This is a genomic window from Streptomyces sp. P13-3-3 (genome assembly GCF_050571355.1).
Lineage (GTDB): Bacteria > Actinomycetota > Actinomycetes > Streptomycetales > Streptomycetaceae > Streptomyces > Streptomyces althioticus.
In genome coordinates, this window is record NZ_CP192228.1 from 3,311,182 (window position 1) to 3,328,762 (window position 17,581).

A 17,581-nucleotide genomic window follows, 5' to 3' on the forward strand; every position below is an offset into this window, starting at 1 on the left:
CGGACCGGTATCGGGGCTACGAGTCCGGCGGGACGGTTCCATCGGCCGGACTCTGGAGGCAGGCGACGGTCTCCGCAGCACCGTGCGCCCCTCGTGCCCCCTTGAGGGATGGCAGCAACTGAGATCAGCTTCTCCCTGTATGCAGTGACAGGGGAGTTGTGGCCGGTCGCGATCAGCCACAGCTGGAGGGGGTAGTAATGGCGATCAAGCTGGTGTCCGTTTCGCCCGCGCAAGAAGAGTTGATCGTTAAGGCCATAGCCCTGGGGGACCGGTACACGAAGACGCTGGGGCTTCTGACGCCTCCTGCCTATGAGAAGGCAGCTGAGGACGGTGGCCTTCTGGTCGCGGTCGAGGCCGGCGAAGTGATCGGCTACGCGCTGTTCGGGCTGCCGAAGAGGAGCGCGCGTATCCGACTCGCGCACCTGTGTGTGGCTGAGGAGGAACGGGGGCGGGGAATTGCGGGCCGTCTGGTGGAGGGCATCAAGGAGCGGTATCCACAACGCCTTGGGATCAAGGCCAAGTGCCGTCGGGACTATGACCTGAGCGGGATGTGGAGGAGTCTGGGCTTCGTTCCGGACGGTGAGGTCCGTGGGCGTGGTCGTGACGGGGAGATCTTGGACGGCTGGTGGCTGGACCTCGGCCATCCGGACCTGTTCACGGAGATGGAGAGCGACGCGCTCCTCGTGGTGACGGTCGACCATGGTGTGTTCGCCGATCTGCGCGGCCTCACGGACACCACCGGTGCCGAGGAGTCCCGTGCGCTCGAAGCCGGATGGATGGCGGATCTCGTTGAGTTTGCCTACACCCCGCAGTTGGTCCATCAGATCCGGGACCTCACGGACACGGCAGAGCGTCAGCACCAGCAGGCGGCGCTGACCGGGCTCCACAAGCTCTCTACCGGCTCCGCGGCCGTGGAGGAGCGAACCCGCGAACTGGTGCAAGCCGCTACGCAGGCGGTTCCCGGCCTGGCTGCCAACCCAGCACTTCTGCGAGGCATGCGGTATGTGGCCGAGACCTCGTGTGCTGGTCTACAAGTCCTGGCGACCCGTGATCCGCTGCTGTCTCGCCTGACAGATGTGGCCTGGGAGGTGGCTCGCGTCCGGGTCGTCTCACCGTCGACCGTGACGCTTCACGTCGATGAGCTGCGGCAGGCCCAGGTGTATCGCCCGGCTGACCTGATGGGGACGGAGTTCCGGTCCGCGGAGGTGGCGCCGGGCGCGGAGGATGAACTGGTCGCCTTCTTCGAGCAGTCGGGCGCTGACGACGGCTCAGCCTTTTCTGAGCGGCTGCGGTCGCTGAACGAGGGCGGGATCGCATGGCGTCGTGAGCTTCTCCGGGACGGCCAGGGCCGACCGGTCGCCCTCTACGCGTGGTCGCTGGACGGCCGAACCCTGGTTGTACCCGTCCTTCGCACAGCTGGCCACCCCCTGGAAGAGACCCTGGCCCGGCAGCTCCTCTTCCTGCTTAAGCGGCTCGGGAGGGATTGCGGGGCCGAGATCGTCCGCATCAGTGATCCGCACCCCTCCGAGGCGGCGCGGGCCGCGGCCGGTGACGACGGCTTCTTCGAGCACAACGGCGAGCTCGTCGCGCTCCTGGTGAACGTGTGCGGGACCGCCGCCGAGGTGGAGGTGGTGGCCGGCGGGTTGGCCCGAGAGCTTGCTGTCGATGCGACCGTGCTCGACGTCGGCATGCCGGCGGAGGTGACCGCCGTGCTGGAGCGTGCGTGGTGGCCGGCCAAGGTCATCGACTCCGAGCTGCCGTCCTTCATGGTGCCCATCAAGCCGCGCTGGTCGACTGAGCTGTTCAACGTCCCGGCCATGCTCATCGCGCGGAGCGACGCCCTGGGCATCAGCAGGGAACACGTCTACTACCGATCTTCGCAGCGTCGAGGAGAGAGCGTCCCGGCTCGACTGCTCTGGTACGTCAGCGACGGCAACTCCACGGGAGAGGGTCAGAGGGTGGTGGGCAGCTCGCGGCTCGACGAGGTGCTCATCGACACTCCGGATGTTCTGTTCTCGAAATTCGAACACCTGGGCGTATATGGTCGGGCTGAGGTCGAGAGGGCTGCAGACGCGTCCGGTCACGCCATGGCGCTGAGGTTCTCGGACACTGAGATCTTCCCGAAGCCGGTGACGCTGCGCCGATTGACCTCGCTGGCCAGGGGCCGGGGGCTAACGTGGTCGCCTGGCTCGCTGATCTCGCTGTCCAAGATCAGCAGTGAGCTGTTCCAGGCGGTTTACCAAGAGGGGCACCGAACGACGTGAGCGATCCGGAACGCGCGATGCTGCTGTCCGTCCACCCGCGCTTCGCCAACGCGATCCTGGCCGGCAGCAAGACGGTGGAGGTTCGCCGCCAGCGCGTCGCCGCGCCTCCGGGAACGCCCGTCCTCTTGTACGCGACCGCGCCCACCATGGCGGTGGTGGGCATGGCGCGCATTGCCGCCATCTACGTCGCCACGCCCAGCGAGGTCTGGTCGGCTCATCGGGGACAGACCGGGATCACCCGGCGGGAGTACGACGCCTACATGAGCGGCGCGAGGCAGGCGAGCGGTCTCACGATGGAGAATCCTGTCTCCTTCGATGAGCCGGTATCGCTCAATGCGCTGCGCTCCGCCGGGTCCTTCCACCCTCCGCAGAGCTACCGCTACATGAAGGGCGACGAGCTTCGACAGGTGGCCGTGGCGGGACCTGTCGTGGGCACGGCGCTTCGCGAGGCGCTGGGAGACCTGGTACCCGCCTAGTGCTGCACTCGCCGCCGGCGGGGCCGAAGCACCGGACGGGGCTTCAACGCAGGGCGTGGCGAATCTTCAAGCGTCCGTATCCCATGACCCCGGAGATTCGAATCGTCGGCCCGCCGGGCCGGGGCTGTCGCGGGATCTTGTAGCGCAGGTCCTTCCATCCCGTGCTCAGTCCTTCGACGTCGACCACCGCGTCCCGGGGCACCGTGATCCGGGCCCCGCCGGTTCCCAGTTGCAGCTCGATGTCGACGATCGGGTGCTCGATGACCGCCCGGGACAGGTCCAGGCGCACCCTTCCATATGCTGACTCGACCTTGAGGACCCGAGGCACCCGCCACGCGCCACGCCGCTTGATCCGCCCACCGGCGGCGGCGATCGTGGCAGTGCTTCCCGGTTGCTCCTCCGGGAGCGCGACCAGAGCGGACGCGAGTTCGCTCCGCGTCTTGGCGCTGAGCACCTGGTGGAGGTGCTCGTCCAACACCTCGTGTGGGATGAGCCCTTCCGCGTACGCCTCCTGCAGACGTCGCACGGCTGCCTCGCGGTCGCCTTCACGGATCAGTGAGGGCGATTCTTCCGGTAAGGAGGTCACGGGTTCACCGTACTGCCGAGTCGGCGAGGTAAACCCGTCAAGGCAGGCCCGGAGACCGGGGCGCCACCCGTCCCGCAAACCACCCTTTGCGTATGCGTCTTGGTGACCCTTTGCGCCCTGTGTGGCGCAGGTCACACGAATTGCGTCCCGCGATATGGGACGCCGGGGCAGGTTGATGCCTGCTGGGCACCCGAATGGCGCTGGTGTGGCGGCCTGGACTCGACTTAGGGCACGCCGAGGGCACGCCGCCCCCTGATTGGACTAGACAACAAGTAAGGCCCAGATCGGTGATCTGGGCCTTCTTCGTGGAGCGGGTGACGAGAATCGAACTCGCGCTCTCAGCTTGGGAAGCTGATGTTCTACCATTAAACTACACCCGCGCAAGATCCAGATCCGCTCCCTCGGGAGTGGTCCGGACGCTCGCTCACTGTACCTCATGGCAGGCCCCCGGTGTCCAAGACCCGGGGGCCTGACGGTGTTTCAGGGTGTGGAAGCGGCTGCGGCGGGCACACGGCGGGGCGTACCGTGAGGCCGTTGCGCGCGACCGGGGTGCCGCCTGGAGCGCCGTTCCTTTCATCCCGTAACGTGGCTTTTGTCGTCAGGGCAGCAAGCCAGACGCGGCTCTTGGGGAAGGGACTCTTGGACTTGATGGAGCGCACCGTCGTCCGCTGTGCCGATGGGCACGTGTTCACCGCCGCCTCGTTCCCGATGCAGCAGGCCGAGCGCCTCGGCCCCGGCCGGCTGCTGCGGTGTCCGCGCTGTGCGCGGCTTCGCAGCGTCGTGCCGGTGTCCTTGCAGAAGAGGTAGCCGGGCAGGGTCGGCAGGGAAACCCGCAGACAGAGGGCGCAGGCGCGCGGGGCGGCCGGTTTCGGTCGCCGCGCGCGCCTTGCGTATTCTCGGGGCGTGCTTCTCTCAGACAAGGACATCCGGGCCGAGATCGACGCCGGGCGGGTGCGGATCGATCCCTACGACGCATCCATGGTGCAGCCGTCCAGCATCGACGTACGTCTCGACCGCTTCTTCCGGGTGTTCGAGAACCACCGCTACCCCCACATCGACCCCTCGGTCGAGCAGGTGGACCTCACCCGGCTCGTGGAGCCGGAGGGGGACGAGCCGTTCATCCTGCACCCGGGCGAGTTCGTGCTGGCCAGCACGTACGAGGTCATCACGCTGCCCGACGACCTCGCCTCCCGTCTGGAGGGCAAGAGTTCGCTGGGCCGGCTCGGCCTGGTGACCCACTCCACGGCCGGCTTCATCGACCCCGGCTTCTCCGGGCACGTCACCCTGGAGCTGAGCAACCTCGCCACGCTCCCCATCAAGCTCTGGCCCGGTATGAAGATCGGACAGCTCTGCATGTTCCGGCTCACCTCGCCGGCCGAGCACCCGTACGGCAGCGAGCGGTACGGCTCCCGTTACCAGGGGCAGCGCGGGCCCACGGCCTCGCGGTCCTACCTCAACTTCCACCGGACGCAGGTGTGAGCGGCATGCGCGAGAACCTCAGCTACGAGCAGTTCGGCGTCGCCGTCCGCGAGCTCGCCCAGACCATCGCCGACGACGGCTACAAGCCGGACGTGGTGCTCAGCATCGCCCGCGGCGGCGTCTTCGTCGCCGGCGGCCTCGCCTACGCGCTCGACTGCAAGAACATCCACCTGGTCAACGTGGAGTTCTACACCGGCGTGGGCACGACCCTAGAGATGCCCGTCATGCTCGCGCCCGTCCCCAACGCGATCGACTTCACCGACAAGAAGGTCCTGATCGCCGACGACGTCGCCGACACCGGCAAGACCCTCAAGCTGGTCCGCGACTTCTGCCTCGACGCCGTCGCCGAGGTGCGCAGCGCCGTCATCTACGAGAAGGCGCAGTCGCTGGTGAAGTGCGAGTACGTGTGGAAGCGCACCGACGAGTGGATCAACTTCCCGTGGAGCGTCTTGCCTCCAGTACACACCTCGGGCGAGGTGCCGAAGACGAACACAGAAGCACTCTGACGTGTGATGAAGCGCGCGCTTCTAGGGCTCCTCGGCGACTGCTGAGGGGCCCTTCTGCGTTGGTAGTGAGAGGCCCCTGACCTCGGAAGGCGTGGCGCCTGAGATCGACAGCTGCCGCAAGATGTACCGAGAGATGGACGCGGACTCGCACGGTGAGATTGACGGTGTGGCCACGAGCTTCATGGACTTCGACTGCGTGACCAATGCGCGCAGTGAGCTGCGGGACACGCGGACAGTGGCGCTGTCGACGTGGGATTACACACTCAGACTGCTCACGTCGCCGAGCTGGTGAAGCGGGGGAAGTTTCGCACCGCCCGAGTGACTTCCGTGTTCCACGTGAAACGCCGAAGCTCGACTCCTTGAGGCACACGCCTTGACCTTGACGCTCACTGTCAGTGCGGTGCGTCAGACTGGTTCCTGCGGCCGCAACCGCTGCTGGAAACGGCAGCGGCCCCCTGGGTCTAGCAGGAGGCCGCTCACACCGTTGGGACGGCGTCCAAGTGGGGCGCGCCACTGTACGAACGACCTGGACGCCCTGGGCCGCGTCTCGCTGGGGACCCCCAGCTTCAAGGCCCGCTCGCGGTAGTGGACGGCTTCACCGCAGGGCATGCACTCCCGCGTCGTCGGACTGGTGGTTCCGGTAGCAACGAGCAGGGGGGCCAGGCCACGCTTGTACAGGTCCACGGCGGTGTCAGCCACCCCCAGATCGTGACTGCCGAGTCCGATGGCCACCGAGCACGGTTGAGGTGCATGGCCCATCTGGTGGTAGTCCCATACGCGCTGAGCGTCGGCCCAATCCTGCGTAAAGATCACTGCTGTCCTTCTCCGCCCCTCGCCGAGTCGGGCACCTTGAAGTCGTACTCCCACGCGAAGTGTGTCGGCCGGCCGGGTCCAGAGGGGTCTACGTCCCCTCCACGTGTTCGGGTCGGTAGTAGCTGCAGGGGCGTGCCAGACCGTTACCTCCAGACCGGCTCGATCAGGCTGGGGTCGAACTTCCGGTGTCCCCGTCCGGCCGGGTTGATGATCACGGCCGAGAGGCTGTGCAACACGATCTCCTGCTGACGCTCGATGGGTAGTGCGAAGAACTCCTCAACGGTCAGATTCGCCGTTTCGCCTTTGGCCTCGGCCTGCTTCTGTTCCTTGTAGAAGCGGGCCCGCTCCAGTTTCAGTTCGTCGCGAAGTCGTTCTTTGGCCGGTAGGAGCTGCAGGAGCGTGGCCACCGTGATCTGCTTCGATCGCTCGGCCTCAACGAGCTGAGCGATGTCGTGGGTGACCTGTTCCAACTCGTCCTCACGGGACCACCTTTGATGACCGGGGATGGTGGTGACTGCTGCTCGTGTGCGCTGCTCTTCGAGCACGAGTTGAGCTATCAGCCTGTCGACGGGCTCCCCGGTGCGGCTGACCTTGCCGCAACCGCCGTTCACCACTGAGCACTGGTACGTGTACCTCGTTGCTTTAGACCCTGGTTCCCATCGGCTGTTGTTCTGTCCTCGGATCTTGGTCTTGCACAGGCCACAGCGGGCAATACCCGAGAGCAGGTACTTACGGGCGAGGGACTTGCCGGGATGCTTCTGCTTCCGCTCGGCGACTACTGCGCACACGGCCTCCCACTCTTCCAGGGTGTTGATCCGCTCCCAGTTGCCCTTGACCGGCTCGCCATCCTCGCCGAGCAGAATTTCACCGTGATATGTGCGGTAGCCGACCAACCTCGGGCTCGTCAGGATCTGCTCGACGTGGTGATGGGCCATGCGCTTGGTACCTGCTCTTGGGTTGCCCAAGCCCTGTTGCTGCCACCGGGTCCGGATGGTTCCGATGCGCACGCCGGCGAGAATCTCCCGCTGAGCCTCACGGATGGCCTCGGCCGCTACCGGATCGACCTTCGTGCGGTCGTCCTTCCTCCAGCCGTAAGGCGCCGGTCCGCCGCTGTCCTTGCCCTGTTGGGCCAGCTCGAGGTGCTTGCGTTTGATCCGGCGTGACGCATCGTGCGACGACTTGTTGGCGAACGCCACCATGATGCGGGCCATCGTGCGGCCGTCCGACGATCCGAGGTTGATGTCGTTGGTGACGGTGGCGAACTCCAGGCTGGGGCGCTCGTCGAAGATCTCGATGAGACGTTCCAGGTCCCGCGGCTGTCTGGCGAGGCGGTCCAGGTCGTAGGACACGATGGCGTCGAGGAGGCCGGCGCGCAGATCCCTCAGCATCAACTCGAACTCGCCACGCACGACATTGCGCTTGAAGGCCGACACGTCGTTGTCCTCGTAGGTCTTCACGACCTGCCACGATCGGAGATCGGCGAGGCGTTCGCAGTCCTGCTGCTGCCTCGCGACCCCCAGCGACTCGCCCTCGTCGTCCCGCGAAATGCGGGTGTACACGCCGACTTTGCGCGCCACGGTCGGCCCTCCCCCTGCCTCCTGAGCAGGGTTAGGCTACTACCCTCATCGAGGCAAGTCAGCCAAAACGTCCAGCCGCCCGTCACGCCCTCCGGTGAGGCCCCCGCCGTGAACCGGGAAGCCCTCTAGGCCCGGTCACAGCAGGCCCGGTCACAGCGTCACGACGATCTTCCCGCGCACGTGCCCGCCCTCCGAGTGGGCGTGCGCCTTCGCGATCTCCTCCAGCGGGTACGTCCGCTCCACGCGCGGCGTGTAGCGGCCCTGCGCGCCGAGCGCGGCCGCCTCGGCGAGCCACGTCGAGTCGTTGACCGCGTCGGCCACCCGTACGCCCAGGCGCCCCGCGCCCTGGTGGTCGGCGACCGTCACCACGCGGGACGGGTCCCCCGCGATCTTCACGAGCTCCCCGAGCGAGCCCGACGCGGCGGTGTCGAGCACCAGGTCGATCCCCTGCGGCGCCACGACCGCCAGACGCTCCGCCAGGCCCTCGCCGTACGTCGTGGGGACCGCCCCCAGCTCGCTGAGGAACGCGTGGTTGTGCGGGCCCGCCGTCCCGATCACCGTGGCCCCCGCGGCGACCGCCAGCTCGACCGCCGCGCCACCGACCCCTCCGGCGGCGCCCTCGACCAGCAGCGTACGTCCGGAGAGCGGGCCGAGCGCCTTCAGGCCGCTCAACGCCGTGACGGCGCCCAGGGCGGCCCCGGCCGCCTCCGCGTCGCTCCACTCCGCGGGCGCCGGCGCCCAGGCCGACAGCACCGCCAGCTCCGCCGTCGCGCCCGTCACCCCGCCCAGGCCGAAGACGCGGTCGCCGATGCCCACGCCCTCCACTCCGGCGCCGATCCTGTCCACCCGGCCCACGGCGTCACGGCCGGGGATCGCCGGCAGGTCCACGGGGAGGACGTCCCGCACCGCGCCGCTGCGCACCTTCCAGTCGACCGGGTTGACGCTCGCCGCGGCGACCCGGATCCGTATCTCGCCGGGGCCCGGTGCCGGGTCGGGGGCCTCCTCGACGGTGAGCACCGTCGTGTCGCCGTACTCGTGGTAGCGGGCTGCGCGCATGCTGATCTGCCTCCTGGGCCGGAGAAGCCGGAATGACTTCGACACCCGCGACGCTAGGACCTGACGTCGGCGTCAGATGCAAGTCGCACGTCGTACGCACGTCAGGTGACGGCCGTCGATCGGAGGGGCCCGTATGCGGATCGGTGAGGTGGCGCGGAGGGCCGGGGTGAGTGTCCGGGCGCTCCGCTACTACGAGGAGCAGGGGCTGCTGCCCGCCGAGCGCGGCCCCGGAGGCCAGCGGCACTACCCCGCCTCCGCCGTCGACCGGGTCGGCCTGATCCGGCAGTTGTTCGCCGCCGGGCTGGCCAGCCGTTCTGTGCGCGAGGTGCTGCCGAGCGTGTACTCCGGCTCGGTCCCGCCGGGGCTCGTGGAGCACCTGGAGAACGAGCGGACGCGGATCAGCGAGCGGATCGCGGAGCTGTCCGAGGCCCGGGAACGGCTCGACGCCGTCATCGCCAACACCCGTAACCCGCCGCCGGAATGCCGCCATCCACGGGAGTGATCCACGGGAGTGAGGGAGCAAGAAGAAGGGCTCCCCGCGGGGAGCCCTTCACGCCGGCGCGTCCGTCAGAACGTGCCGAGCTTCACGATCGACAGCAGCGCGATCAGCTGGATGGACGACGCGCCCAGGGCCTTCGGCCAGGGGAGGTCGTGGGAGCGGCTCACCATCAGGGTGAGCAGGGCGCCGCCCGCCACCCACGTGGCCCAGCCGAGGAGCTGGACGAACATCGCGTCGCCGCCCGCGAACATGGCGAAGACCAGGCGCGGGGCGTCGCTGAGAGACATGATCAGCATGGACAGGCCGACCGTGGGCTGCCAGGCGCCGTTGCCGCCGAGCTGGCGGGCCAGCGTGTGGGTGACCATGCCGAGGACGAACGCGCTGATCACCATCGCCACGGACGTCGTCAGCACGATCGGGATGGCGTTGGACAGCGTCGCGTTGATGGCGTCCTCGCGGGCGCCGTCGAAGCCGAAGACGGCGAGCAGGCCGTAGAGGAACGTCACGACGAGGGCGGGGCCCCACATCGTGTAGTCGCGCATCTGCAGGAACGTCTGCTGCGGGGACAGGACGATGCCCTTCAGCAGGGCCTTCCAGTGCAGCCGCGGGCCGACGGGGCCGGCGGGCGGCTGGTAGGCGTCGTCCTGGTGGTACGGGTCGTCGATGGAGAACGCCTGCGTGTGACCGGGGTTGTTGGCCGCGTACGGGTCGTGCGGGACGCCCTGGGGTCCGGCGGGGTAGCCGCCGTCACCGAAGTACTCGGGCTCGCCGTGACCGCCGTGGCCCCCGCGCCCGCCGTAGCCGCCCGGGCCGCCGTGACCGGCGTGCGGCTGCGGCCAGGGGCTCCCGCCGCCCGCGCCCTGCCCGTAGGCGGGCGGCTGCGGTGCCTGCGGGTAGCCGTACGACGGCGCCTGCGGCGTCTGCCGCCCGTGCGGGGGGTGGGGCGGGCGCCCCTGAGGCGCACCGTCGTTGTTCCGTCCGCGTCCGATCCTGAATCCAGCCACGTCCTCGAACGTACCTGTTCCCGGGCGGCCGTGTGCCGGGCCCCGGCCACGTGGACGGGCATTGCTGCCGAGCTGTGACATCCCCTAAGGGGAGTACCCGGACCCGCCCCGGGGGGCAGGTCCGGGCGGCTGATCAGGAGTTGTTGTGGGACGGGCCGAAGAACTCGATCTCGGCGATCGCCACCTGCTTCTTCGGGCCCGCGTCGTAGGCCGACCGCAGGACGAAGCGCACGGCCGTCACCTCGCCGACCCGGAACGCACGGCGCTGGCCGCCCGCGCTCTGGTCCAGGGTGAGGGTCCTGGTGATCTTCTCGCCGTCGGCGAGGGTGATCTGCGCGTCGATACGGCGCGGAAGGGCCGACTCCGAGAGCTGGTCCGCGCGGGGCGAGGTGCCGGGGGTGATCACCAGGTCCAGCAGCCGGGTCGGCTGGTCGAAGGTGACCTCCAGCCACTCGCCCTCGGCGGCCTGGTCGATGCCGGGGCCCCACCAGGTGTTGTTCAGCTTGTCGAAGGCGAGCCCCGCGCCGTGCCCGGTGTACGACCGGGACGCCTTCACGGCGGACGGGCCGACCGGGGCGCGCTTGGCGAAGTGGTCGCGGGTGGCCTGGATCATCGTGCCCAGGTTCATCACCAGGGCGACGACGAGGCCGATCACCACGGCGCCGACCACCCAGTTCCACACCCGGCCGAACCCCCGCCGCAGACGCGGCCGTTCGCCCGCCCACGCCGGCTCCGCGGTGCGGTCCGCGAACATGCGGCGCCACCACGGGAGACGCTGCGGGGCGTCCTCGCCGCGCGTCATCGACATGGCGCAGCGTGCGCAGAAGTGCCGTTCGGGGCGATTGGGGGTGGAGCACCAGGGACACGGGACACCGCCCTCCGCGTCGAACTGCGGTCCCACGGCGCGGACCTCGGGGCGGCGGGCGGCCGTGCGGCCGGGCAGCACCGGGGCCACGTCGGGGTCCTCGGGCCTCTCGCGCGGCTCGCTGTCGGCGACGGGGACGAGGAGCGAGCGGGCGCGTTCGCGTTCGCGTTCGGACGCGTCGGCGTCGGCATCCTGCCGGTCGCGGGGCGGCTGGGTGGTCGCCGACTGCACGGCGGGCAGGGGTTCGGTGTCGTCCTCGGCATCGGTGAGCTGGTCCCGGTCGTCCGGGGGGACGGTGGTCGGGGCCCGGTCCCGGCCCCGGTCACTCGCTGCGGCGGACGCCACGCCGCCCGTACGGCCCGCCCCGGCCGGGCCGCCTGTACCGGCTGCGCCGTCCATGCCGGCCGCACTGCCGTCACCGGCCGGGACGGCGCCGGCGTCACCGGAGGCGCCGGCCGACCCGGCCGAACCGTGGACCCCGGCGGTGGCGAAGCCACTGGAAGTTCCGGCCGCTCCGGCCGCTCCGGCTGACCCGGCGGCGCCGTGGCTCCCGGCGCCGGCGGAGCCACCGGCAGCACCGGCCGTGCCGGCCCTGGCGGCACCGGAGGCGCCCGTCGATCCGCCCGGCCGGGCGTCACCGTAGGCCCCGGCGGTACCGGAGCCACCGGTCGCTCCGGCGGCACTGGCCGACGCGGCCGCTCTGGCCGCTCCGGTCGACCCGGCGTCACCGTGGCCCCCGGCGCCGGCGGAGCCACCGGCAGCACCGGCCGTGCCGGCCCCGGCCGCACCGGAAACGCCCGCCGATCCGCCCGGCCGGGCGTCACCGTGGGCCCCGGCGGCAGAGGAGCCACCGGAAGCGTCGGCCGCACTGCCCGACCCGGTGGTGCCGGAGGCGCCGGCCGACCCGGCGGCACCGTAGCCCCCGCCGCCCCCGGCACCACCGGAAGCTCCGGCCGCCGAGGCCGGGGCCGCGGGCTCCGTACGGGCCCGTTCGGCGCGGCCCGCGCGGCCGCTCCCGTCGGCCCACCCCAGCACCGCTCCGCAGGAGTCGCAGAAGGACTGGCCGGGTTCCGCCGGGGTGCCGCAGTCGGCGCAGCGGGAGGCGGTCCGGCCGCCCGGGCCGGAGGACGGGCTGGTCATCTGTCGGTGGTCCTTTCGACGACGGCCGAGGCGACGACCTCGACCGTGTACGGCATGTGGGCGGGGCGGGCGGCCGCGACGAGGGTGTCCAGCCGGTGGTGGTCGGCCGGCGTCGGGTCGGGCAGCCGGAGGGTGACGTGCAGGTGGGGGCGGCGGTCGCCGGGGACCGGGCCGAGCGGGCGGGCGTGCCAGGCGGCGGCGCCGCTCTCCCGGATCTCGGGCGGTACGCCGAAGACCAGGCGTACGGCCTCGGACAGGCCGCGCCGGGTGCCGCGCACGCGGTGCAGGCGGGCGGCGGCGGCGACGGCGGCCCGCAGGCGCAGCTCCGCCGGGAGGGCGCCCGCGCGGCCGGCGTCGGCCGTCCCGCGGCTCACCGGTCCGGTGCCGGAGGCGATACCGCCGCCGCTCACCGGACCGCCGCCGGGCCCGACGCCGTCCGCTTCGACGCCCGCCCGGCCGACGCCGGGGCGGACGCCGTTGCTCTCGGCGAGGGCAGGACCCACGCCGGAGCCCGCACCGGAGGCGCCCGCAGGATCGGCGCCAGGTCCGACGCCGCCGACCCCGCCGCCCGCATGGCCGGCGTCGGCCGTTCCCGCGTCCGCCGGACCGACGCCCGGGACGCCTCCGGGACGGACGCCGTCGGTCCCGGCGAGGGCCGGGCCCGTGCCGGGGCCGGCACCGGAAGCGCCCGCCGGGCCGACGTAAGGCCCGGCACCGGAAGTGCCGCCCGGACCGACGCCGTCGGTCCCGGCCCCCTCCGTCTCGATGCCCTCCGTCTCCGCCCCCACCCAGTCGGCCAGCCAGCGGGTGAAGTCCAGTGGGGCGAGCGCCGGGTCGAAGTAGGAGTCGAGGTTGTCGAGGACGACCAGGAACGGTGCGAGGACCTCGTCGAGACCGGCGACGAACCGCTGGGCCAGGTCGTCGTCCGCGAAGATCGCGGGCAGCATCGCGCCGATCGGCGCCGACGAGCCCAGCCCGTCGACGGAGCCCCTCATGCGCCGTCCCCGATCACGCGGACCCGGTGGTCGAAGGAGAACACCAGGGACGGGGCGGACAGGTCGATGCGGTCGGTGGCCTCGCCGCGTTTGCCGGTGATCGGGTCGGCGGGGTGCAGCAGCACCTGGTCGACGAGTTCGACGCCGGGCACGCGCTGGAGCACGGCGAAGATCTCGCCCGCCTGGACGGGACGGCCGAAGGGCCAGCCGGTGCCGTCGGCGCCGCCGGTGAGCGGGTCGAGGTGCCGGTAGAGGGCGTCGTGCGCCTGGCGGCGGACCCGGTCGGTGTCGGCGCCGCGGAAGGCGTGCACGGTCGCGACGACGGTGACGCCCTGGTAGTACGGCGGGCCGACGGCGAGCCGCGTGCCGATCAGGCGGCGTTCGTCGAGGTGGCGGGTGATGCGGGAGAGCAGCGCGTCGCCGGGGACGAGCTGCTCGAAGCGGAGCCGCCCGCCCGGGTCGGGCACGGCCTGGGGGACCACGAGGACCCGGACCGCGTAGGCGCCGTGTTCGCTCTCGTCGCCCTCCAGGCAGGTGATGCGGGCGGTGTCGGGGGCGGCACGGCGGGCGAGTTCCTCGTAGTCGCGCAGGGTGACGGCGCGTTCCTGGGCGCGCAGCGTGATGGGCGCGCGCCGCTTCGCCTCCTCGACGGTCTCGCCGTCGACGCCGCCACGCGCGGCCTCCCGGTTGACGACCTCGGCGACGTACGGCACGGAGCGGCGCAGGACGCGGACGGCGCCGCGGGCGACGTTGCCGGCCCTGCCGCCGCCGGTGCGGTAGCGCAGGGCGCGGATCACGGCGCCCTTCGGGGGAACGGCGCCGTACTGGCGCAGGGTGCCGTCGGGTTCGCGGACGGCCGGGCCGAAGGCGATCTCGCCGGTGGTGGCGTCGAGGGTGACGTGCCGGTCGTGCGGGCGGGAGCCGGCGAAGTGGGGGACGACCTCCCAGTCGGTCCAGCCGCCGTGCTCGGCGGTCTGGAGCAGGACAGGAGGGGTGTCGCCGACGACGGGCGCGTGCGCGAGGCGCAGCCGCTGTCCGGGCAGGCCGGTGGACTCGCCGAGCGCCTCGTCGCGGACGGTCTCGGCGTGCACGGCCGAGGTGGTGCCGCCCAGGGTGTACGCCTCGGCGGCCCGGACGGACGGGGAGGTCGTGTAGAAGGGCTGGCCGGGGAGGGGTTCGGTGACGCGGCAGCGCAGCCAGCCGCCCTCGTGACCGCCGTTGCGGGACAGCACGTGTCCGCCGGGGACGTGCAGGACGACCTCGCCGGGCCGGTTGAGGCCGCCGGTGACGTCGCGTTCGACCTCGCACTCGGCCCAGCCGTCCTCCGTCCACGCCTCCCACACCAGCGGCGGCTGGCGCGGGTCGACGCCGACGCCGTCGACGCGGCTGTCCAGCTCCAGGGCGACGGCGCAGTGCGGGACGGCGGCGCTCAGCCCGAACAGCATGCAGTCGCCGGGTGTGGGCGCCTCGGAGAAGCAGAGGACGTCCTTGCCCTCGGCGAGGTCGTCGGTGCGGTCGGCGACCGGCTCACCCTGCTGCTGCGCGGCGATCCTGCGCAGCGAGCAGGGCACGAGGGCCAGGTCGCGTTCGGTGGCGAAGACGACGGCCTCGTCCCGCTCGGTGCGGGTGGTGGCGGTCTCGGTGCCCTCGGGCACCACCACCGGGTCGTCCTGCGGCGCGGACAGCCAGAAGGTGACGTCGGTGCGGGCGGCGGTGGGCGGGAACCGGGTGATGCCGACCAGGTCGAGGAAGGCCAGGTGGTTCTTCTCGGGCACCCGGTTGAGGCGGTACACGACTTGGTCGGCCATGTGGGCGACCGCCTCGATCAGGGTGATCCCCGGGTCGGAGACGTTGTGGTCGGTCCACTCCGGGGCGCGCTGCTGGATGTAGCGCTTGGCGTCGTCGACGAACTGCTGGAAGCGGCGGTCGTCGAGGTTGGGGGAGGGAAGGGCCATCAGCGGTCGCTTTCGGGGTGGGGGCCGGACTCGCCCGCACCGGCCGTGCCGCTCGTGCCGGGCTCGTCGTGGGAGGGGATGACGTAGAAGGGGAAGACGAGGCTGCGCGGGTTGTTGGTGCCGCGGATCGAGTAGCGGACGTCGATGTGGAGCACGCCCTCGCCGGGGCCGGCGGTGACCTGGACCTCCTCGACCTCGATGCGCGGCTCCCAGCGGTCGAGGCTCGTGTACACCTCGTGCTGGATGCGGCCGGCGGTGGCCTCGTTGACCGGGGCGAAGACCAGTTCGTGGATGGCGCAGCCGAACTCGGGGCGCATCGGCCGCTCGCCCGGCGCGGTGGCCAGGACGAGCCGGATGGCCTCCTCGATCTCCTTCTCGCCGCTGACCAGGGCGATGCCGCCGGTGGGTCCGATGCGCATCGGGAACGCCCAGCCGGAGCCGACGAACTGCTCGGCCATCAGATCACCGGCTTTCCGTTGGCGGTGAGCAGCCCCGTGATCGGCACGGTGGCCGCGCGGATGCCCACGCTCGCCGCCGCGTTGATCTGCACGCTGCCCATCGCGGCGAGGCTGGCGAGGCCCGCGGCCTTCAGCGACAGGGCGCCCTTGGCGTCCACGTTCACCGCGCCGACGGAGGAGCTGAGGGTGACCATGCCGCGCCCCTGGAGGGTGAGGGGGCCGCCGCTCTTGATGGTGACCGACCGCTTGCCGTCGAGGGTGAGGTCGGTTCCGGCTTCGACGGACACGGACCGGCCGCCCTTGATGACGACGGCGCCCTCGCTGTCGACGGTGATCTCCGTCTTGGTGCGGTCGAGGTTGATGACCAGTTTGTCGTCGCCGGAGACGATCCGGACGCCCTGCTTGCGGGCGCCGTTGGTCTGGCTGAGCAGGTCGACGCGGTTGGCGTCGCGGTCGGACAGGGTGTGCCGGACCGCCCGCCGCTTCACGGTGTCGTGCAGCGGCACGTCCCGCACCGGGGACGGCTTGTCCACGCCGTTGTAGAGCCCGCCGACGACGAACGGGTGGTCCAGGGCGCCCCGGTCGAACGCCACCAGCACCTCGTCGCCCACGTCGAGCGGGAAGACGCTCCCGCCGCGCTTCCCGCCGAGCTGCACGGTCCGCGTCCAGTCGGAGACGTAGGTGTCGTCCAGCCACGGGAACTTCAGCTTCACGCGGCCCTGCTTCAGCGGGTCCTGCACGTCGGTGACCAGCGCGTTGGCGACGCCGGGCAGCCGGGGCGCGGCAGCGGCGCCGCTGCCCCCGCCGCCGGAGGTGAGCCCGAACAGGGAACGCCACTGGCGTCCGCTGACGGTGATCCAGGTTTCGTAGTGCTTGCCGTCGCCGAACACGTGCCGGGCGGACGTCACCGTGTACTTGCCCTCGAAGGGCGCGCCGACGTCGGTGAGGGTGACCGGCACGCCGGGCCGCAGCTTGGGGTTGCCGCGCACGACGACCTCCAGCTCGGCGAAGGAGGAGGTGACGTCGTCGGCGAGCGAGTCGGCGGCGTACTTCACCTCGTTCTGCCGGTCGTAGGGCTTCTCCGTCTCGACGAGGGTGACGGTCCCGAAGGCGGAGGCGGCCTTCTGCGGGGTGGTGCCGATGTCGATGCCGGGGTGGGCGGTGGTCGGCGCGGTCGCGGTCAGTTCCTTCTTCGCGACGACGTCCCAGCCGCGGGCCTCGACCCGCCCGAACTGGTCGGCGGCGGTCACCGCGGCCCGGCAGCGCAGCACGTCGGTGCCGGCCTGGAGGACGTACGGGCTCTTCTCGCCCGGGGTGCTGGTGGGCGGCGCGCCTGACGCGGGGTCGGGGCCGGTGAACTGGAAGCGGCCCTCGGCGTCCAGGGACATCACCCGGTCGTTCTCGTCGGCGAGCCGGGACAGGAAGTCCCAGTCGGTGACGTTGGCCTGGCTGATGAACTCGTAGACCGTCCGGGTGCCCTGGACGGTGCCGAGTGTCAGGCCGTCCTGCGCGGCGAGCGTGCGGGCGATGTCGGACGCGGTCTGGTTGCGGTAGGCGGCGACGCGGCGGCGGCGCATCATGCGGTGCCCGCGGTCGTAGCCACGGATCACGGTGAAGGTGCCGGTGCCGTCGTAGTCGGTCTCCATGCCGGTGACCTCGCCGGTCAGCAGCGGGTCGCCGGCGCCCTTGCCGTGCGCGACGGGCGCGATCACCACCTCGGTGCCGAACGTGATGCCGAGCTTGCCGAGCACCAGGCCGTGCGCGTCGCGGAACGTCACCCGGAACGCGCCGGGCACGCCGGCGCCCAGGTCGACCCAGCCGCCGACCAGCAGCGGGGCGAAGTAGGGCGGGACGGGCTTCCCGTCGAAGGTGACGTCGACGATGTTGGAGAAGGAGGGCTTGACCATC

Annotated in this window: 14 protein-coding genes, 1 tRNA gene and 2 pseudogenes; 5 read left to right on the forward strand and 12 right to left on the reverse strand. The window is 71.2% G+C overall.

The window, feature by feature from the left end; all coding sequences use genetic code 11:
* Nucleotides 1-197: 197 nt before the first annotated feature.
* Together ACQZOG_RS15130 and ACQZOG_RS15135 are read left to right on the forward strand one after the other, a co-directional pair.
* Entirely contained in the window at nt 198-2,264 is a 2,067-nt protein-coding gene (locus ACQZOG_RS15130; RefSeq protein ID WP_058916382.1) for a GNAT family N-acetyltransferase, read from the forward strand.
* Nucleotides 2,261-2,740 carry an ASCH domain-containing protein gene (locus tag ACQZOG_RS15135; RefSeq protein ID WP_224219990.1) on the forward strand — a complete coding sequence of 160 codons (480 nt, stop codon included), beginning with the start codon at nt 2,261-2,263 and terminating at the stop codon, nt 2,738-2,740. Before ACQZOG_RS15130 ends, ACQZOG_RS15135 begins: the two co-directional genes overlap by 4 nt.
* Nucleotides 2,741-2,783: 43 nt before the next feature.
* Here the strand turns inward: ACQZOG_RS15135 and ACQZOG_RS15140 are convergent, their stop codons facing one another.
* Together ACQZOG_RS15140 and ACQZOG_RS15145 are read right to left on the reverse strand one after the other, a co-directional pair.
* Nucleotides 2,784-3,326 carry a DUF1707 SHOCT-like domain-containing protein gene (locus ACQZOG_RS15140; RefSeq protein ID WP_037640758.1) on the reverse strand — a complete coding sequence of 181 codons (543 nt, stop codon included), beginning with the start codon at nt 3,324-3,326 and terminating at the stop codon, nt 2,784-2,786.
* A gap of 306 nt (nt 3,327-3,632) precedes the next feature.
* Nucleotides 3,633-3,706 (reverse strand) — tRNA-Gly (locus tag ACQZOG_RS15145).
* Nucleotides 3,707-4,229: 523 nt separating this feature from the next.
* Here ACQZOG_RS15145 and dcd point away from each other — a divergent pair.
* Nucleotides 4,230-4,805 (forward strand): dCTP deaminase, encoded by a 576-nt coding sequence (dcd, locus tag ACQZOG_RS15150; protein ID WP_033276656.1) that lies wholly within the window; start codon nt 4,230-4,232, stop codon nt 4,803-4,805.
* Complete coding sequence (locus tag ACQZOG_RS15155) at nt 4,802-5,311, forward strand: phosphoribosyltransferase (protein ID WP_079031475.1); 510 nt, start codon at nt 4,802-4,804, stop codon at nt 5,309-5,311. The genes dcd and ACQZOG_RS15155 overlap by 4 nt, the downstream gene beginning before the upstream one ends.
* Nucleotides 5,312-5,860: 549 nt before the next feature.
* On the opposite strand, the pseudogene ACQZOG_RS15160 reads toward ACQZOG_RS15155, so the two are convergent.
* From ACQZOG_RS15160 to ACQZOG_RS15170, 3 genes and pseudogenes are all read right to left on the reverse strand, one after another.
* Nucleotides 5,861-6,124 (reverse strand): annotated as a pseudogene (locus tag ACQZOG_RS15160) (YdcF family protein); the annotation flags it as partial.
* 143 nt (nt 6,125-6,267) lie between these two features.
* Nucleotides 6,268-7,701 carry a recombinase family protein gene (locus tag ACQZOG_RS15165; RefSeq protein ID WP_033276659.1) on the reverse strand — a complete coding sequence of 478 codons (1,434 nt, stop codon included), beginning with the start codon at nt 7,699-7,701 and terminating at the stop codon, nt 6,268-6,270.
* A gap of 150 nt (nt 7,702-7,851) precedes the next feature.
* Nucleotides 7,852-8,757, reverse strand: coding sequence for an NADP-dependent oxidoreductase (locus ACQZOG_RS15170; RefSeq protein ID WP_033276660.1), 906 nt, complete (start codon nt 8,755-8,757; stop codon nt 7,852-7,854).
* Nucleotides 8,758-8,890: 133 nt separating this feature from the next.
* Here ACQZOG_RS15170 and ACQZOG_RS15175 point away from each other — a divergent pair, with 133 nt between their 5' ends.
* Nucleotides 8,891-9,259: a MerR family transcriptional regulator gene (locus ACQZOG_RS15175; RefSeq protein ID WP_058916379.1), complete on the forward strand. Its 369-nt coding sequence runs from the start codon at nt 8,891-8,893 to the stop codon at nt 9,257-9,259.
* A 65-nt stretch (nt 9,260-9,324) separates the two neighbouring features.
* Here ACQZOG_RS15175 and ACQZOG_RS15180 read toward each other — a convergent pair whose 3' ends face one another.
* The 7 genes and pseudogenes from ACQZOG_RS15180 to ACQZOG_RS15210 form a co-directional block, all read right to left on the reverse strand.
* On the reverse strand, nt 9,325-10,341 hold the full coding sequence (locus tag ACQZOG_RS15180; protein ID WP_033276662.1) for a YIP1 family protein: 1,017 nt from the start codon (nt 10,339-10,341) through the stop codon (nt 9,325-9,327).
* A 52-nt stretch (nt 10,342-10,393) separates the two neighbouring features.
* The gene (locus ACQZOG_RS15185) at nt 10,394-11,524 is read right to left on the reverse strand and encodes an NADase-type glycan-binding domain-containing protein (RefSeq protein ID WP_430741556.1); all 1,131 of its coding nucleotides are present in this window, start codon (nt 11,522-11,524) and stop codon (nt 10,394-10,396) included.
* Between the two features lie 737 nt (nt 11,525-12,261).
* Nucleotides 12,262-12,768, reverse strand: coding sequence for a phage tail protein (locus ACQZOG_RS15190; RefSeq protein ID WP_430741880.1), 507 nt, complete (start codon nt 12,766-12,768; stop codon nt 12,262-12,264).
* Nucleotides 12,769-13,020: 252 nt separating this feature from the next.
* Nucleotides 13,021-13,260: pseudogene (locus ACQZOG_RS15195) on the reverse strand (phage tail protein); the annotation flags it as partial.
* Nucleotides 13,257-15,215, reverse strand: coding sequence for a putative baseplate assembly protein (locus ACQZOG_RS15200; protein WP_058916377.1), 1,959 nt, complete (start codon nt 15,213-15,215; stop codon nt 13,257-13,259). The gene ACQZOG_RS15200 and the pseudogene ACQZOG_RS15195, both read right to left, overlap by 4 nt.
* Complete coding sequence (locus ACQZOG_RS15205; RefSeq protein ID WP_033276664.1) at nt 15,215-15,673, reverse strand: GPW/gp25 family protein; 459 nt, start codon at nt 15,671-15,673, stop codon at nt 15,215-15,217. The genes ACQZOG_RS15200 and ACQZOG_RS15205 overlap by 1 nt, the downstream gene beginning before the upstream one ends.
* Entirely contained in the window at nt 15,673-17,580 is a 1,908-nt protein-coding gene (locus ACQZOG_RS15210) for a VgrG-related protein (RefSeq protein ID WP_058916376.1), read from the reverse strand. The genes ACQZOG_RS15205 and ACQZOG_RS15210 overlap by 1 nt, the downstream gene beginning before the upstream one ends.
* Nucleotide 17,581: the final 1 nt, after the last annotated feature.

What these genes read in the sequence shown, in the direction of transcription:
- ACQZOG_RS15130 (WP_058916382.1), top strand. Translation starts at nt 198, where the DNA reads ATGGCGATCAAGCTGGTGTCCGTTTCGCCCGCGCAAGAAGAGTTGATC.
- ACQZOG_RS15170 (WP_033276660.1), bottom strand. Translation starts at nt 8,757, where the DNA reads ATGCGCGCAGCCCGCTACCACGAGTACGGCGACACGACGGTGCTCACC.
- ACQZOG_RS15175 (WP_058916379.1), top strand. Translation starts at nt 8,891, where the DNA reads ATGCGGATCGGTGAGGTGGCGCGGAGGGCCGGGGTGAGTGTCCGGGCG.
- ACQZOG_RS15180 (WP_033276662.1), bottom strand. Translation starts at nt 10,341, where the DNA reads ATGTCACAGCTCGGCAGCAATGCCCGTCCACGTGGCCGGGGCCCGGCA.
- ACQZOG_RS15185 (WP_430741556.1), bottom strand. Translation starts at nt 11,524, where the DNA reads ATGGACGGCGCAGCCGGTACAGGCGGCCCGGCCGGGGCGGGCCGTACG.
- ACQZOG_RS15200 (WP_058916377.1), bottom strand. Translation starts at nt 15,215, where the DNA reads ATGGCCCTTCCCTCCCCCAACCTCGACGACCGCCGCTTCCAGCAGTTC.
- ACQZOG_RS15205 (WP_033276664.1), bottom strand. Translation starts at nt 15,673, where the DNA reads ATGGCCGAGCAGTTCGTCGGCTCCGGCTGGGCGTTCCCGATGCGCATC.
- ACQZOG_RS15210 (WP_058916376.1), bottom strand. Translation starts at nt 17,580, where the DNA reads ATGGTCAAGCCCTCCTTCTCCAACATCGTCGACGTCACCTTCGACGGG.